This window comes from Pseudoalteromonas sp. US3C1004 (assembly GCF_048401065.1).
In the GTDB taxonomy this organism is placed as follows: Bacteria; Pseudomonadota; Gammaproteobacteria; order Enterobacterales; family Alteromonadaceae; genus Pseudoalteromonas; species Pseudoalteromonas undina.
In genome coordinates, this window is record NZ_CP183073.1 from 2,985,007 (window position 1) to 3,000,722 (window position 15,716).

17 protein-coding genes are annotated in these 15,716 nt (G+C 40.1%); 3 read left to right on the forward strand and 14 right to left on the reverse strand.

What is annotated here, in order from left to right:
- The first annotated feature begins 36 nt into the window (after positions 1–36).
- Both nfuA and ACNSN3_RS13950 read left to right on the forward strand, forming a co-directional pair.
- Positions 37–612 carry a Fe-S biogenesis protein NfuA gene (nfuA, locus tag ACNSN3_RS13945; RefSeq protein WP_008465569.1) on the forward strand — a complete coding sequence of 192 codons (576 nt, stop codon included), beginning with the start codon at positions 37–39 and terminating at the stop codon, positions 610–612.
- Between the two features lie 13 nt (positions 613–625).
- On the forward strand, positions 626–895 hold the full coding sequence (locus tag ACNSN3_RS13950) for a hypothetical protein (protein WP_008465571.1): 270 nt from the start codon (positions 626–628) through the stop codon (positions 893–895).
- 18 nt (positions 896–913) lie between these two features.
- Here ACNSN3_RS13950 and ACNSN3_RS13955 read toward each other — a convergent pair whose 3' ends face one another.
- Positions 914–2,248, reverse strand: coding sequence for an MATE family efflux transporter (locus tag ACNSN3_RS13955; protein ID WP_241773584.1), 1,335 nt, complete (start codon positions 2,246–2,248; stop codon positions 914–916).
- Here ACNSN3_RS13955 and ACNSN3_RS13960 point away from each other — a divergent pair.
- Positions 2,228–3,253 (forward strand): polysaccharide deacetylase family protein, encoded by a 1,026-nt coding sequence (locus ACNSN3_RS13960; RefSeq protein WP_054202830.1) that lies wholly within the window; start codon positions 2,228–2,230, stop codon positions 3,251–3,253. The genes ACNSN3_RS13955 and ACNSN3_RS13960 overlap by 21 nt on opposite strands.
- Before the next feature lie 3 nt (positions 3,254–3,256).
- On the opposite strand, the gene ACNSN3_RS13965 is transcribed toward ACNSN3_RS13960, so the two are convergent.
- From ACNSN3_RS13965 to ACNSN3_RS14025, 13 genes are all read right to left on the reverse strand, one after another.
- Positions 3,257–4,288 carry a protein-glutamate methylesterase/protein-glutamine glutaminase gene (locus ACNSN3_RS13965; RefSeq protein WP_054202829.1) on the reverse strand — a complete coding sequence of 344 codons (1,032 nt, stop codon included), beginning with the start codon at positions 4,286–4,288 and terminating at the stop codon, positions 3,257–3,259.
- A gap of 8 nt (positions 4,289–4,296) precedes the next feature.
- A complete protein-coding gene (gene cheD / locus ACNSN3_RS13970) occupies positions 4,297–4,914 on the reverse strand; it encodes a chemoreceptor glutamine deamidase CheD (protein ID WP_008112899.1) in 618 nt (205 codons plus the stop codon).
- Positions 4,898–5,728, reverse strand: a complete 831-nt coding sequence (locus tag ACNSN3_RS13975) for a CheR family methyltransferase (RefSeq protein WP_010392403.1) — start codon at positions 5,726–5,728, stop codon at positions 4,898–4,900. The genes cheD and ACNSN3_RS13975 overlap by 17 nt, the downstream gene beginning before the upstream one ends.
- Positions 5,729–5,796: 68 nt before the next feature.
- The gene (locus ACNSN3_RS13980) at positions 5,797–8,496 is read right to left on the reverse strand and encodes a methyl-accepting chemotaxis protein (RefSeq protein ID WP_054202828.1); all 2,700 of its coding nucleotides are present in this window, start codon (positions 8,494–8,496) and stop codon (positions 5,797–5,799) included.
- Between the two features lie 48 nt (positions 8,497–8,544).
- A complete protein-coding gene (locus tag ACNSN3_RS13985) occupies positions 8,545–9,030 on the reverse strand; it encodes a chemotaxis protein CheW (RefSeq protein WP_008465584.1) in 486 nt (161 codons plus the stop codon).
- Entirely contained in the window at positions 9,012–11,102 is a 2,091-nt protein-coding gene (locus ACNSN3_RS13990) for a chemotaxis protein CheA (protein ID WP_418607796.1), read from the reverse strand. The genes ACNSN3_RS13985 and ACNSN3_RS13990 overlap by 19 nt, the downstream gene beginning before the upstream one ends.
- A gap of 14 nt (positions 11,103–11,116) precedes the next feature.
- Complete coding sequence (locus ACNSN3_RS13995) at positions 11,117–11,479, reverse strand: response regulator (RefSeq protein WP_008115349.1); 363 nt, start codon at positions 11,477–11,479, stop codon at positions 11,117–11,119.
- An 8-nt stretch (positions 11,480–11,487) separates the two neighbouring features.
- Positions 11,488–11,760 (reverse strand): STAS domain-containing protein, encoded by a 273-nt coding sequence (locus ACNSN3_RS14000; protein WP_008465590.1) that lies wholly within the window; start codon positions 11,758–11,760, stop codon positions 11,488–11,490.
- 162 nt (positions 11,761–11,922) lie between these two features.
- Positions 11,923–12,540: an SCO family protein gene (locus ACNSN3_RS14005; RefSeq protein ID WP_008114152.1), complete on the reverse strand. Its 618-nt coding sequence runs from the start codon at positions 12,538–12,540 to the stop codon at positions 11,923–11,925.
- Positions 12,537–13,466, reverse strand: a complete 930-nt coding sequence (gene cyoE / locus ACNSN3_RS14010) for a heme o synthase (RefSeq protein WP_010392393.1) — start codon at positions 13,464–13,466, stop codon at positions 12,537–12,539. The genes ACNSN3_RS14005 and cyoE overlap by 4 nt, the downstream gene beginning before the upstream one ends.
- 12 nt (positions 13,467–13,478) lie before the next feature.
- Positions 13,479–14,468 (reverse strand): COX15/CtaA family protein, encoded by a 990-nt coding sequence (locus ACNSN3_RS14015; RefSeq protein WP_131691802.1) that lies wholly within the window; start codon positions 14,466–14,468, stop codon positions 13,479–13,481.
- Between the two features lie 12 nt (positions 14,469–14,480).
- On the reverse strand, positions 14,481–14,975 hold the full coding sequence (locus ACNSN3_RS14020) for a transmembrane cytochrome oxidase associated protein (protein WP_131691803.1): 495 nt from the start codon (positions 14,973–14,975) through the stop codon (positions 14,481–14,483).
- Positions 14,965–15,705, reverse strand: a complete 741-nt coding sequence (locus ACNSN3_RS14025) for an SURF1 family protein (protein WP_418607799.1) — start codon at positions 15,703–15,705, stop codon at positions 14,965–14,967. The genes ACNSN3_RS14020 and ACNSN3_RS14025 overlap by 11 nt, the downstream gene beginning before the upstream one ends.
- Positions 15,706–15,716: the final 11 nt, after the last annotated feature.

Below are 15,716 nucleotides of genomic sequence, written 5' to 3' on the forward strand. Positions count from 1 at the left end.
AGTATCCGAGTAATTTAGTCAAGTATAGACGGTATTATGATTTCTATTTCCGAAACAGCGCAAGCGCATTTTGCTAAGCTATTAGCAGATCAATCTCAACAAACGAATATTCGTGTGTTTGTTGTTAACCCTGGTACATCACAAGCTGAATGTGGTGTTTCTTATTGTCCAGAAGACGCGGTAGAAGAGAGCGATATTCGCCTAAATTTTAACGGCTTTGATGCGGTTGTTGATGCTGAAAGCGCGCCTTTTTTAGCCGAAGCTGAAATTGATTTTGTTACCGACAAAATGGGCACACAGTTAACTCTTAAAGCACCTAATGCTAAAGCACGTAAACTAGGTGAAGATGCCAGCTTGAATGAGCGTGTGCAGCACATGCTAGAAACTGAAGTAAACCCACAACTTGCCAACCATGGCGGCCAAGTTAGCTTAGTAGAGATCACTGCAGCTGGTGTTGCTGTACTTCAGTTTGGTGGTGGTTGTAATGGGTGTTCTATGATCGATGTCACACTAAAAGAAGGCATTGAAAAAGAAATGATTGCTAAATTTGATGAGATCACCGGTGTGTCAGACATTACCGATCATGAAGCAGGCGAGCATTCTTACTACTAAGCATTAATTTATTATGCTAAAGCCACTTATTTACCGCTTAGGGAGCGACCCTAAGTTGAGTTTAAAGCGCTTTTTTCGCGGGCTAGCACTGTTTGTGCTAGCCGTGATATTTATCGCTGTGGGCTATTACAGCCATTACAGTTTGCAAGTTATCGGCTTGGTTATTTTAGCCCCCGCTTTATTTTTTGCTTTTTGGGGCTATGCTGGTATTTTTGCTAACCGCTTTTCTCAAGTATTAAAAAATATCCCTTCCAAAAATAACGACCCCGACCTTTGGAAGTAACGGTTCATATCAACTTACTTATTTAAGTAATTGATTGTTAGCTTTTAATTGTTGATATTTAACGATAAGCGTAACGCCTCGCATAAGCATAAAACAACTCATAGCTAACCATAACCCATTATTTTGCCAATCCTGAAATAGCCAAAACACCCCAAAAAAGCCTACAACTGCTGAAAGCAACATACTATTTCGCATCGCTTTAGCGCGGGTCAGGCCAACAAAAATACCATCGAACAAAAAACAGCTCATAGCTAAAATAGGCAATACTATTACCCAAGGTAAGTAGTGAATGGCCTCGTCAATAACCTCTGGTACATTAGTTAATAGCTTAATAATGCTGCTGCCAAATACTATAAAAAACACACTATACAAAATGCCAAATAACATACCCCAAAATACACTGATTTTTACCCATAGCCTTATCTTTTCAACACTTTGTTGACCTTTAGCTTGACCCACTTTGGCCTCACTTGCATAAGCAATTCCATCAAGTGCAAAGCTAACTAACATTAAAAAGTTGAGTAGAACGGCATTAGCAGCCAATGTGGATTCACCTAAGCGGGCTGCATAAAAGGTCATAAAGCTAAAACATAATTGCAGTACTAAAGAGCGAATAAAAATATCGCGGTTTAAGCTCAGTAATGCTGCCATTTTCTCCACACTTAACCAATTTGCTACAGCCAAACTTATACCATGCTTTTTAGCAAGTTGAACCACCAACAATAAAGCAAATACAAGCGCGATATAGTCAGCAATAAGTGATGCCCACGCAGCCCCGGCAACCGCCCAATCAAGGTACACTACAAAATAAATATCGAGCACAATATTAGTAATGTTAGTGACTAACAGTAAATAAAATGGCCCTCGCCCATAGTGCACGCCCAACATCCAGCCTAGTAAAACTAAGTTGCATAGCGCTGCAGGGGCGCTAAAAATACGAATACTAAAATACCGATAGGCTTCATTGAGCACATCGCTATTGGCAGCTGATAAATACGCAATAGCATGTTTTATAAGGGGTGACAGTAAAATAAGGAGTAAGGCAACCGAAGTGGCTAACAATAAACTGCGTTTAAGTAAGGCTGCAAGCTGAGTTAAATCATTTTTACCATAAGCCTGAGCCACCAGCCCAGTGGTACTCATTCTCAAAAAACCAGCAAGCCAAAATAAAATGGAGATCACAGTAGAGCCTAAGGCTATTCCCGCTAAATAATGCGCACTCCCCAAATGACCGATCACTGCCGTATCAACAATTCCTAACAACGGGACGGTAATATTTGATAATATCATCGGACCGGCTAACAACAACAAGCTTTTATGGTGTGCTTTATTATGTATAAGAAATTGTTTCATTTAGTATTATTATTCCTGATTTGTGGTTCTTTACGCGCGCAAGCAGCTGTTATTCTACAGTATCATCACGTCAGTGAAACCCTTCCCGCTGTCACCAGCGTGAGTGCCAACACTTTTACAAAACACTTAAATTATTTAAAAGAGCATAACTTTAACGTTATTCCATTAAATGAACTGATTAGTGCATTACAACAAGGTAAGGCTTTAGAGAACAAAACAATCGCGATTACCTTTGATGATGGTTACAACAATAATTACGATCAAGCAGCTCCTATTCTTGAGAAGTTTGGTTACCCGTACACTATTTTCGTAAACCCAAAACTCATTGATGAACAAGCGGGTTATGTTATGGGGTGGGATAAGCTCAGGGAGCTTGCCAAAAAAGGAGCACTCATTGCTAATCATAGTGCTGAACATAACTACCTACATAAAAAGCGCGAGAATGAAACGCCTAGCCAATGGCGCGAACGCACTAAAAAAGACATTCTTAGTTCACAACAGCGTATTAAAGAGGAAATAGGTCACGATTATAAATATCTTGCCTACCCATACGGAGAGTTTAACAACCAACTGCAAGCACTCGTTACAGAACTAGGCTTTATTGGTATTGGCCAGCACTCAGGAGCCGTTAATCAACACTCTAACTTTAGTCGCTTACCGCGCTTCCCAGCTTCAGGTTTTTATAGCAAGCTAGAGACGTTAATTACCAAGATAAATTCAACTGCCTTTACCATTAATAAGCTAACCTATGAAGATAGTGTCACTTCACAAAATCCACCGTCACTCACAATAAAACTTGAGACAAATGACTTTCATAAGAGTCAATTTGCCTGTTATGTATCAAGCGTTGGTCAAGCTAATTTAGATTGGTTAGACGATAATACAGTTGAGGTAACATCGCCAAAGCAGCTTAATAAAGGCCGCTCACGCTTTAATTGTACCGCTCCGTCAATAAAACAAGCTGGCAGTTATTATTGGTTTTCGCAGCCTTGGGTGATCAACTAAGCTTTACTTTTTTATAACTTGATTTAATAACCGCTGGGTCATTTTCTCCAGCGGTACCACTTCATTTGCTGCCCCCATATCAATAGCAGCTTTAGGCATACCCCATACCACTGACGAAAACTCATCTTGCGCAAGCGTGTATGCTCCTTGTTGCTTTAATGCGAGTAATCCCTTTGCACCATCACTTCCCATACCGGTTAATAGTGTGGCAACAATATGTTTTGCACCAATTTCCAGTAATGAGTCAAATAAAACATCCACCGCGGGTTTATGTCTATTAACAGCTTCTCCATCATCAAGCTGACAATACAAAGCACTACCTTGTTTATTAATTCGTAAATGAAGCCCACCTGGGGCTATATAAGCGCAACCTGCTAGCAATTTATCACCTTGCTGGGCTTCTTTTACGTTAATAGTACAAGTACGCTGCATCCGCTCTGCAAATGAGGTGCTGAATACGGGAGGAATATGCTGAGTAATTACAATTGGAGGGCAATTTTTGGGCATACGTATAAGCACTTCTTTTATCGCCTCGGTTCCCCCTGTTGACGCACCAATCGCTATCACTTTATTTACTAAAAATTCGGCATTGGTGGGTATAGGCTCTGCTACAGTACTAGTTTTTTTGTAGCCTCGAACCCGTGCACTAGCCGCTACCCTGACTTTTTGCTGAACAATATCAGCATATTGACTCATTTGTTGTTTAACGTTGACCGTAGGTTTTGCAATAAAATCAACCGCCCCCAGTTCAAGCGCTTCTAGGGTTATAGGTGAGCCTTTTTGAGTAAGAGTGGAAATCATTACTACGGGCATAGGGCGTAAGCGCATTAAGTTTTTTAAAAAGCTAATGCCGTCCATTCTTGGCATTTCAACATCTAGTGTTAGTACATCCGGATTATGCTTTTTGATCATCTCTCTGGCTTCGTATGGGTCTTGTGCACAGCCCACTACCACAATATCTTTTGCCTGTTGCAGTATCTCTGTCAGTAATTGCCTGATCAGTGCCGAATCATCAATTATTAATACTCTAATCATAGCCATCCTTAAAACAGTTCTATATCCGTGGCTTTGGTTTGCTGTTCAAGATTATGCAAGTAACGCACTTCACGTTTTTCAATAGTGTTATTGTGTAAGTTTCTTAGCTTTTTAACCTGTACTTTTCCATTATGAGGATTAAAAAATATTTTACGCGGCCAGGGTCCGCCCATATCATGCGCCACTAAGTTTAGCGCTTCTTCTGCTATATATGCATTGGCAAAACTGATATTGCCAATACCAATATCTGTCATTGCGCTAATTATTTTGCCTCCCCCAAACAGTTTTACTTTCAAGTTTGCCCGGGAAGCGCCATTTTTAAGCACTTCATTAATTAAATATTCCATAGCCCAGTTACCATAACGACAACTTAAACTATGCGCTTGGTCAATTCGCTCACCTTTTTGAATAGGTAGCATAAAGTGATTAATCCCGCCAATACCTAGCTTATCGTCGTAAACACAAGCCGCAATGCACGACCCTAGCACTGTGGTGATCAGCTCATCGTTTTTAGAAACATAAAATTCACCTGGCAATACCTTAGCGACCACACGCTCTCGCGTGGCATCCCAATAGCGTTTGATATGCTCAAATCCCGCTAATACCGGCTTAAATTGTGTTTGCATGAGCTACTTTCTGATACATGGTTTTCCCTAAGTTTTTAAATAAGACATGCTCTTTTCCCATGGTTTCTGAATGCCCTAAAAATAAATAACCTTGGTTATTTAAAATATCGGCATAACGGTTAAAAAGCTGATCCTTTGTCTCTTTATCAAAGTAAATCACTACATTTCTACACAAGATCAAATCAAATGGGCCTTTCATCGGCCAATCTTGGAGTAAGTTTAAACGCTTAAATGAAATACATTGCTGTAGCTTAGGTTTCACCTTATAACTTTGCCCGTCTTTGCTGGTTAAAAACCAGCGCTTGAGCAATGCATCATCCAGTCCATTCACATTTGCCGCAGTATAAATACCGCTCTGGGCTTTAGCTAGTACATTAGAATCAAGATCAGTTGCTAAAATTTTCACATCCCAATCACTTGGAAAAGCCCCTTGTAAGGTCATAGCTAAACTGTAGGGCTCTTCGCCGGTAGAGCAACCTGCAGACCAAATACGAACGCGTTTATTATGCTTATTTGCTTTTAGCATCGCAGGAATAAACTGCTCTTTTATAAATTCAAAGTGATGAATTTCACGAAAAAAAGAGGTTAAATTGGTAGTTATGGCGTTAATAAATGCATCAAACTCCTGGTCCTTATGATTTTTTAAGTAATCAAGGTAACTAGAGAAGTTTGTTAATTTACGCTCACGAATTCGCCTTGCTAATCGTGAGTAAACCATTTCGCGCTTATGCTCCCCAAGCACAATACCACAGGCGTTATACACTAAATGAGCCACTTCCTTAAAATCGCTATCCGTTAATAAAAACTCTTTCATTATGTACTCTCAAATAAATATAAAGATAGATTCACACTACTTCTGTGTTTGAACCATCTAAAACAGGGTTAAAACTCCTCCCACTCTTCAGCTGAGTCTACAAAGTTTTCACCTTTGCTCTTATTATTAACGAAGCTATTTTGTTGCTTATGCGTTATTTCAGGGGTGCGAATAGTGGGCGATACCACCGCCATATCTTGCTGCCCTAGAGAAAAGAAGTGCAGTAAACGGCGCATTTCATTAGCCTGCTCTGCCATAGACTCACCTGCAGCCGATGCCTCTTCAACTAATGCCGCATTTTGCTGGGTCATTTCATCCATTTGCGATACAGCTTTATTTACTTGCTCAATTCCTGCGCTTTGCTCTTCAGAGGCCTGAGTTATATCAGCTATCATTTGTGTCACACGTTTCACCGATACCACAATCTCTTGTAACGTCACACCTGACTCATTTACAAGAGCGCTACCATCAGCAACTTTACCAACACTATCTCTAATTAACTCTTTAATTTCTTTAGCTGCACCAGCTGAGCGCTGAGCTAAGTTACGCACTTCACCTGCAACAACCGCAAAACCTCGGCCTTGCTCACCTGCTCTTGCAGCTTCTACAGCTGCATTGAGCGCTAATAGGTTTGTTTGGAATGCTATTTCGTCTATAACACCAATAATGTCAGCAATTTTTTTACTCGATTCGTTAATAGCCGACATACTGGTTACGGCCTTATTAACAACCTCACCACCTTGAATTGCTTTATCACAGGTTTCTTCAGCTAAGTCATTAGCTACCTTGGCATTATCAGCATTTTGACGTACCGTACTGGTCATCTCTTCCATACTAGAAGCTGTTTCTTCTAATGATGATGCCTGCTCTTCTGTACGCTGGCTTAAATCAGCATTACCTTGTGAAATTTCTTCAGCCCCACTAGCCACCAAAGTGGCTGATGTGTTAATTCGATTAATAACCTCGGTTAGTTTATCTGCTGTTGCATTTGCATCTGTTTTCAGTTTTTCAAACGAGCCTTGGTATTCCTTTTCAATCCGTTTAGATAAATCACCAGTAGCCATGGCATCGAGCATATTGCCAGTATCAGTTACCGCATCGTCAACCACTTTAACTAAACTATTAAGACCCTGAGCTAAACGAAGGAAAAAGCCATCTTTTCCTTGCTCAACCACACGGCTATTTAGCTCCCCTTTACTTGCGGCACTGACCAGCTGAGCAACCTCTTTTTCTATAGCTACTTCTGCTGTTCTGTCTTCCCATTCAACTACAGTTCCAATTCGCTCATCGTCTGGCGTAATAATTGGGTTAGCAACTAAGCCAAAGGTTCTGCCGCCCACTTTAATTTCAGTGCTGTAGGTATCCGTTAACTTAGCCAACATATTTTGCTGATGGGCTGGATTTTTATGAAATATATCAATATTTTGATTCAGTAGATTTTTGCTATCAAAGTTAGGTAAATCAATGCGTATATCATTTTGAGCATTGCTCATCATATTTTTCACCGCGTCATTCATATAAACAATCACATTCGATGCATCTGCAATCATAGTGTTTGTTGCTACAGTGTCTAACGCTCGGCGAACACGTAAGTTCTCCTGTGCTCTGGCACGCTCTGCATCGGCCTTAAATACTTCATCAGTAATATCTTGCCACTCAACAATTGTTCCCAAGCGTTCTCCTTCTTCGTTAAACCATGGCGAAGCAATTAAATCAAAAATAAGACCAGCTAATTTAAGTGTCGCTTTATGGGGCGCATCTAATTTTTTTAATAGCTCGCGCTGATGCGCCGGATGTTGATGAAAATCATCAACACATGTGCCGATTAAATCACTTACAGCAAAGTTAGGTAATACCGATTGCAAATCTCTTTCGCGTGCTTTTAGCATTTGCTTAACTTGTTCGTTGGCAAAAATAATGTTTAAGTCATTATCAGCCATCATCACATTGGCTTGGCATACTTTTAGGGCGTTGGCTAAGTCGGCAGTTTTTTTAGAAGTTCGTTCTAGCTCTTTCTGCTCAGTTATATCTGTGGCGTATTTAATAACTTTTAACACTCGCCCATCCATGTCATAAATGGGGTTATAAGAAGCACTAATCCAAATTTCACGGCCTTGTTTATCAAAACGTAAATACTCTCCTCGGTCGTACTCACCCCGCCCCAGTTTGGCCCAGAAAGTTTGATAATCCGGACTATTTGCATATTCTGGTGCAACAAATAAACGATGGTGCTTACCTTGTATTTCATTAAGTTGGTAGCCAAATGTGGTTAAAAAGTTATCGTTGGCATTAATCACTGTGCCATCTAAGTCAAATTCGATAACTGCTTGTGATTTGTTTATTGCTGCAACTTGTCCAGCTGCTTCGGCTGCCTTTAATTTTTGCATTGTGATCTCTGTGGCAAATTTAACCACTTTAATCACTTGCCCCTGAGAGTCTAAAACAGGATTGTAGGTGGCTTGTATCCACACTTCTTTACCATTTTTTCCAAACCGCTTAAATTCATCTGAAATAAACTCACCCGCGTTCAATCGCTGCCAAAACTGACGATATTCATCACTTTTCGCTTCGCTAGAGCTAATAAATAAAGAGTGGTGCTGACCTTGTATTTCAGCCAGAGAGTAGTCCATTACACGCAGGAAATTAACATTGGCAGTAATGATTCTTCCATTCGGCTCAAATTCAATTATTGCTAATGATTTATGCAATGCATTCATTATCAAATCATTGCTTGATTCAGACTGTTTTGAATTACTAAACCATCCCATGCTTATCACCACCTTTAAGTTATTTACTTTATTTAGTTACTGTTACCGCTAAATATCCATGGTTGCAGGCAAATCAATTAAGGCGACCATTTTTTCGCCTACATTGACTAACCCTGCTACATATTCACTTTCATTGGTCTGGGTTAAACTCGGCACAGCTTTAGCATCTTGCTCTGCAATACTATAAACATCTGCCACTGCATCTACCGTAATACCCATTACTTTACTTTCTTGTTCAAACTCTATTTTTACAATAATCACTACTGTTAACGGCCCATAGGCAATTGTGGGTAAACCAAAACGTAACCTCAAATCAATAATGGGTACTATCGTGCCGCGTAGATTAATAACGCCTTTTACGTACTCAGGGGCATTTGGCAGTGCGGTTATGTCTTCCCAGCTACGGATTTCTTGCACCGTTAATATATCTACTCCGTATTCTTCTTCAGCCATAATAAAGGTAAGAAACTGCTTAATGCCCTCTTTGCGCTGTAGCTCAATATTGCTATTTAATGCTATTGATTCAGAGAACATGAATCCTCCAGAGTCGCTGATGGCTCAATACTCAATGCTTGGCTGCCAGGTTTTTTTAATCCTGAAAGCTTAATCAAACCGCTAATATCTAAAATTAACGAGACACGACCATCACCTAAAATAGTTGCCCCAGAGACTCCGTCCACTTTGTGGTAATTAGCCTCCAAGCTTTTTATAACCACCTGTTGCTGTGAAAGTAAATCGTCAACGAGCACCCCGACTTTTTGGTTATCGTTCTCCACCACAACCAATAAGGTCTTATCTAATGATTCAATCGCACCTTGATGGTTAAAAATCTCGTATAAGCGCAGAATAGGAATGTATTCATCACGTAACCTGAGTACATCTAGGTCTTTACCAACACGGCTTACTTTTGCAATATCAACTTGTAATGACTCTACAATTGAGATCAGTGGAATAATGTAAGTATGCTTGGCCACTTTAACCAATTGCCCATCTAAAATAGCTAAGGTGAGCGGTAGCCGAATAGTAAAGGTAGAACCAATTCCGGCAGCAGATGTCACCTCTACCGAGCCATTTAATGATTGGATATTGCGTTTAACCACGTCCATACCCACACCCCGGCCAGATAAGTCACTTACTTCATCAGCAGTAGAAAACCCTGGCATAAATATAAGTTCGTTAATTTCATCATCTGTTAACTCGCTATCGCCAGTAATTAGCTCGTTAGCAATCGCTTTTTCTTTAATCTTTTGAGTGTTAAGGCCTTGACCATCGTCCATGATTTCAATGACGATATTTCCTCCCTGATGAAAAGCATTTAATGTAACTTTGCCCACAGGATCTTTACCTGCCGCAATACGCTTTTCTACAGTTTCAATACCATGATCCAGTGAGTTTCTTACTAAATGCACCATAGGATCAGATATTTTTTCCATCACAGTTTTATCTAACTCGGTTTGCTCTCCGATCAGCTTTAACTCCACCTCTTTATTAAGCTTTTGAGCAATATCACGCACCAGACGTGGAAAACGACTAAATACAAAATTAATTGGCAGCATACGAATACGCATCACGTTTTCTTGTAAGTCTCGGGTATTATGCGCTAGTTGCGCCAATCCCTCTTGAAGCGAGGTTACCGCAGTGGCTGTCATTTCCTGTTCGCTAAGCTGATTTAACATTGCTTGGGTAATAACCAACTCACCCACCATATTAATCAATGAATCAACCTTATCTATACCAACCCGAATAGAGGTAGATTCTGGCGCGGCTTTTGCGCTGGGCGCATTGGCAGCTGCCTTTGCTTTATTTGCTTTGGGTTGCTCAGCAGTTTTGGGAGCTTCCTCCACAACAGCCGGTTCGTTAATTACTTCCTCTGATCCAGCTTTAGCATCATTAAATAAGCCACCGCATAGCTCGACTTTAATATCTGCATCATCTTCAACCCATTCAAAAATCTCTTTAATGGCTTGCTCATCGCGCTCAGTGTTTAAGAAAAACCGCCAATATAAAAAGCACTCATCGCTGGTTAATTCTTTAATATCAGGTATGGCATCGGTGAATGCCTGTACTTCTAACTCACCAAGCTCGGCTAACTCGCTGATCATAAACAAAGGTTCATTACCGGTTTTAAAAAGATGAAAATGTGGTTTAAAATCAATCTGATAAGTATTAACTATAACCTGCTCATGATGTGTTTCTTCCCCTTGCTCCTCACCAGCTGGCATACCTAGTAATTTTTCGAACTGCTCACGTAAAGTATCTGCTTGGGCTAAATCTGGTTCTTCCTGTACTTTTAGCGAACTTAACAAAGCCCTTAAGCAATCCACTGATTTAAGTAATAAATTAATATGCTCGCTAGTTATATTGCGCTCACCTTCACGAATTTGATCCAATAATGTTTCTAATACATGGGTAAAATTTGCAATTGAGTTAAATCCAAAAGTAGCACTGCCCCCTTTTATTGAATGAGCAGCTCTAAATATAGTATTAATGGTTTCTAAGTCTTCTTCGCCTGGCACTAAGTTGAGTAATTCAGTCTCCATGATATCGAGGCCTTCAAAACTCTCTTCAAAGAACACTTCAAAAAACTGGCTTAAATCAATACTCACAGTGCACTCCTAAGTTAACGGATTACTTTTTTTAGCACGGCTAATAGCTGATCTGGATTAAAAGGTTTTACAATCCATCCTGTTGCCCCAGCAGCTTTACCTTCTACTTTTTTATCCATCCCCGACTCCGTAGTAAGCATAAGCAGCGGTGTAAACTTGTAATCTGGTAGCCCTCTTAGCTCTCTAATAAGTGTGATCCCATCCATAATTGGCATGTTTACATCAGAAATAACTGCATCAAAACCTTGTTGCTTGGCAATGGCTAATGCCTCGCTGCCATCTTTGGCTTCGGTAACATCAAACCCTGCTGTTTTTAACGTAAAGCTCACCATTTGGCGCATTGATGCAGAATCATCGACAGCTAAAATTCTTTTCATATAAACCTCTAGTTAGTACTTTCTGAAGCTAAATATTCACTTAAACCGAGTTGTTCAATGGCATTTTTTAATGCGTCACTGCTGCCAACCCAGGCAATTTTTTGATTGATAGTAAGAAGGTGTTTTTGTAGGGCACAAAGGAGTTGAACCGAGGCGGTATCAGCAGACATGACATCGCTAATATCCAGACAAATATCTCGGCTATTATTAAGCTCGCTTAATAAATCTTGATGTAAAACGTCAACCTGAACAATTGAAAGCTCATTTGGTAGTTTAAGCATTTTTAAGCTTTTCCTTATCAACTCAATCCATAACAAAAGCTTAGACCGAGATAAAGAAAACGCCATAAAAACGACTAAAAAATAACTAATTAATTAAAAACAGCTGTTAAAAAACGTAAAAAGGGGCACAAAGCCCCTTGAAAATTGTTAAACCATTAAAAACTAGTTTTTGTAGTAATCTGCTATTTCAATAAATTCTGCTGTTAATTTTGTAGTATTCACCAAAGGCACATCTCCTTGTTTAAATTCGGGCTTAAAAATAGCTCTCAGGGCGCCACTACCATCAACAAGTGCAACCGATGCACTATGATCCACCGCATAGTCAGATTCATCACTATCACTAATTGCATAAATTAATCCCAGCTCTCGTACAAATGGAAATAAGTCTTTATGCTCCCCAGATACAGCTAAAAATTTAGGGTTAAAATAATCTATGTACTCTTTACGCTTTTGAGCAATATCTCGTTTAGGATCAACAGATATAAACCACACCTGCAGTGGATAGTCAGCTTGTAAGTTTTTATAGACATTGTTGAGCTTAGCAAGCGTCATTGGACAAATGTCAGGGCAGCTTGTGTAGCCTAAAAACACTAAGTTCCATTGATCTAAAAACTGCTTTTTGGTTACTAACTCCCCCTGTTGATCATTTAGCGAGAAATCAGATAACGGTTTTGCAGTTTCGTACACTAATGCATCAAGATCTTGTAAACTTTTTTTATCATCACATGCCGATAAAAAAAGCACCGAAAAAACAATTAACCCACACCATAACTGCTTCATATAACTAGCCATTTATCTATAAATAAGATAACAAAGAGTATCATTAAATGAACAATCGAAAAACGAAATAAATCCATTGCGGTGTCTTCTTTGGCGGCAAATTTTAAGTTAATTGCTTTGTATATAAAGAGTATATTAAGGATACAGGCCCCACTTAAATAAATAAGTCCCGACATACCTATCAAATAGGGTAATACGCACACAATGGCTAATAGCACTGAGTACGCGAGCACACAGGTTTTACAAAAATCAATACCATGGGTGACAGGTAACATAGGGATTTTAGCGCGTTCGTAATCACTTTTACGCGCGATTGCTAACGCCCAAAAGTGCGGAGGAGTCCATGTGAATATAATCATAACCAACAACCAAGGAGCGGCTGCCATTTGATTGGTTTCAGACACCCAACCAAGTAAAGGTGGCATGGCGCCAGCCAAACCACCAATCACTATATTTTGTGGCGTGGCGCGTTTTAAAAACGACGTATAAATAAATGCGTAACCAACAAGTGCAAATAAGGTAAGTATGGCAGTGAGTGTATTTGCCCACAACATCAACATAATAAACCCTGCCACGCCAATAACAGCAGCAAAACTCAATGCGTGTAATTTACTTAAGCGTCCTTTGGCGACTGGGCGGTGGCGTGTACGTGCCATTTTACTATCAATTTCACTATCAACCACATGATTGATAACGGCAGCTGCCGCAGAGAGTAAACCAATCCCTAATAAACTTATGAACTGAACCCCAATGCCTCTACCAACGTCAGGGGCGAGAGCCAAGCCCACCCATGCCGTTAACACCAACATAGCCACCACTTTAAATTTACTGATTGCTAAATAATCTTGGATTAAATGATAACTTTTAGTCAATAACGATGGGCTATAAACGGGCTGCATTGCTTTTTTGTTAATTGTAAGTGCCATAACGATTCCCCTTTAGGTACGGACTTTTAGGTAATAACATAACCTAACCATAGTTAATAACAGTATGGCAGCCATTAAGTTATGCGCCAGCGCAACACTGATCGGAAAGTGAAAATATACTACAGCTAACCCCAACGCTATCTGGCAAAATAACGCTACCAACACACTCACTGTGCAGCTTTTGATTTTTTGTGAATAGGCATGGCTATATATTCGCCACATAACGAGTGCCAACACAATACAAGTGACCAATGCCCACATACGATGCAGTAAATGAATAGACATACGCGCTTGTTGTGATAACACGCCAAACTCATAATTACTGTGCTCTAACGGTAACTGAAAAACACTACTGAGCGAAAACGGCTGAGCATAGCTACATAGCGGCAAACCATTACAATGTGGCGCGGCATAATTAGCCGCTAACCAGCCACCTAGAGCGATTTGTAAAATAAGTACCGTGAGCGCCACCAAGCTTAGTTTAAAGTGAGGTTTTGCACCTGCGTCCCCACCCGTAATAGGCTGACTGGTCAGCCTTAAGTACAACAACGTTAATAACGCCAAAATGCTAAACCCTCCGAGTAAATGCCCCATCACAATTAGCGGCTGCAGGTTCATAGTCACCGTCCACATGCCAAGCGCAGCTTGAAAAATAACAAGCAAAAGCAGTAGCATCGGTAATTTTACAGGCGTAGTTGGATACTGGCGTTTTACAAAAGCCAAAATAAACAACACTAAAATTAATACTCCGAGCGTGCCAGCAAAATAGCGATGAATCATTTCTTTCCATGCCTTTGCTGTTTCAAATATCATATCGGGGTAGCTTTGAATCGCATGCGCAATCTCGGCCTCATGTTTTGGTACGGTTAAAAAGCCATAACAACCAGGCCAATCGGGGCAACCAAGCCCTGCGTCACTTAAGCGCGTATATGCGCCTAAAGCCACCACAATTAATGCGAATAAACTCGTTGCTAATACCAAATTTTTATAGTTTTTATACATAGCAGCCTCTACTTAGCTTGAGCGAGAGTAATTAAGTAATTTTTTTAGATCTTTCAATAATCCCTTTTGTATCAAACGGTTTTCTTGTGGTTGAGGGTTAAATGGATATTCCAGCACAATCAGTCCCATATGGTCTATTAAATACAAGCTCGCGGGTCTTAACTGCTGTTGTGCAGCAATCATATGCCAATGCGGCTTCGCTGCTTCGGGTTCACCAATTATCGCCATATCTACTTTGTGTTGGTTTTTGCCAAGGGCAACATATAAATTATCTAAAGCGGCGAGCTGCTCAGAGCAAGGCTCTTTGCATTGTGCTGAATAATTTAAAGCAATAGTCCATTGTTTTGGATTATGCTGCTGCCAATTGTCTAGCTTAATTTCACGTTTTAAAAACTCACCATGATTAGTAATTGCTGTAGGTAGCCAATCAAGTTTTAACGCGCTGTAAGCCAGCACTAAAGGGATAGCGCAGCATACAACAAAGAGCAACAGGGGTTTATTTTTCATTATCTATCCTCTTCTTGCTTGCAAAAATAGCAACTACCACACAGGCAATCGCAATTAAAAACCACTGTACTGAGTAGGCATAATGTTTTTCTGGACTCATCACAACAGCTTCATAATGGGGGGCCGCAATCTCATCTTCGTCGCCTTGGCGATAGGCCATAAAATCCACTAAAGGTCGCTGGGATTGGCTACTGAGTGATTGCAGATCAATGATTTGAATTCGTTTAGCTAAATCTGACTGAGTATTGCTATTAGCTAAGGTAAAGCCACTTAAGTTATCTTCTTTAATTTGTGCCGTTAACGTAAATTTACCACTAGGTATTGTCACGTTTGGTAGGACTTCTCTTGAACTGCCAGCTTTTACCCAGCCTAAATTAACTAATAAAAAGCGCGAATCATCAGCTAATTTTAATAATGCCAGTAAGTCGTAACCAACCTGACCATTATAAATTTGGTTATCGAGCAGCCAATAATTATTGGTATCAAAATAACCACTCAGCGAAACTAATACGCCGGTTTTATTCCACTCTTTTGGCAGTTGTTGCAACTGTGCCCAGCTCATAACTCCTTGCTGTTGAATATTTTCAATGGCATTAAGCTGTTGTTGCTTTTGATCTGCGCGCTGTAATTGCCAAAACCCTAAACGCACACAAACTAATACCACAATAACAACCAGGCAAACTGTAATTATTGAGCTAAGCTTTTGTTTGTTAAATACAACTAACTGCATAAGGGTAAATC

Bases quoted from the DNA above. Each gene is read 5' to 3' on its own strand.
- nfuA (WP_008465569.1), top strand. From the start codon at position 37: ATGATTTCTATTTCCGAAACAGCGCAAGCGCATTTTGCTAAGCTATTA.
- ACNSN3_RS13950 (WP_008465571.1), top strand. From the start codon at position 626: ATGCTAAAGCCACTTATTTACCGCTTAGGGAGCGACCCTAAGTTGAGT.
- ACNSN3_RS13960 (WP_054202830.1), top strand. From the start codon at position 2,228: ATGTATAAGAAATTGTTTCATTTAGTATTATTATTCCTGATTTGTGGT.
- ACNSN3_RS13955 (WP_241773584.1), bottom strand. From the start codon at position 2,248: ATGAAACAATTTCTTATACATAATAAAGCACACCATAAAAGCTTGTTG.
- ACNSN3_RS13965 (WP_054202829.1), bottom strand. From the start codon at position 4,288: ATGATTAGAGTATTAATAATTGATGATTCGGCACTGATCAGGCAATTA.
- cheD (WP_008112899.1), bottom strand. From the start codon at position 4,914: ATGCAAACACAATTTAAGCCGGTATTAGCGGGATTTGAGCATATCAAA.
- ACNSN3_RS13975 (WP_010392403.1), bottom strand. From the start codon at position 5,728: ATGAAAGAGTTTTTATTAACGGATAGCGATTTTAAGGAAGTGGCTCAT.
- ACNSN3_RS13980 (WP_054202828.1), bottom strand. From the start codon at position 8,496: ATGGGATGGTTTAGTAATTCAAAACAGTCTGAATCAAGCAATGATTTG.
- ACNSN3_RS13985 (WP_008465584.1), bottom strand. From the start codon at position 9,030: ATGTTCTCTGAATCAATAGCATTAAATAGCAATATTGAGCTACAGCGC.
- ACNSN3_RS13995 (WP_008115349.1), bottom strand. From the start codon at position 11,479: ATGAAAAGAATTTTAGCTGTCGATGATTCTGCATCAATGCGCCAAATG.
- ACNSN3_RS14000 (WP_008465590.1), bottom strand. From the start codon at position 11,760: ATGCTTAAACTACCAAATGAGCTTTCAATTGTTCAGGTTGACGTTTTA.
- ACNSN3_RS14005 (WP_008114152.1), bottom strand. From the start codon at position 12,540: ATGAAGCAGTTATGGTGTGGGTTAATTGTTTTTTCGGTGCTTTTTTTA.
- cyoE (WP_010392393.1), bottom strand. From the start codon at position 13,466: ATGGCACTTACAATTAACAAAAAAGCAATGCAGCCCGTTTATAGCCCA.
- ACNSN3_RS14015 (WP_131691802.1), bottom strand. From the start codon at position 14,468: ATGTATAAAAACTATAAAAATTTGGTATTAGCAACGAGTTTATTCGCA.
- ACNSN3_RS14020 (WP_131691803.1), bottom strand. From the start codon at position 14,975: ATGAAAAATAAACCCCTGTTGCTCTTTGTTGTATGCTGCGCTATCCCT.
- ACNSN3_RS14025 (WP_418607799.1), bottom strand. From the start codon at position 15,705: ATGCAGTTAGTTGTATTTAACAAACAAAAGCTTAGCTCAATAATTACA.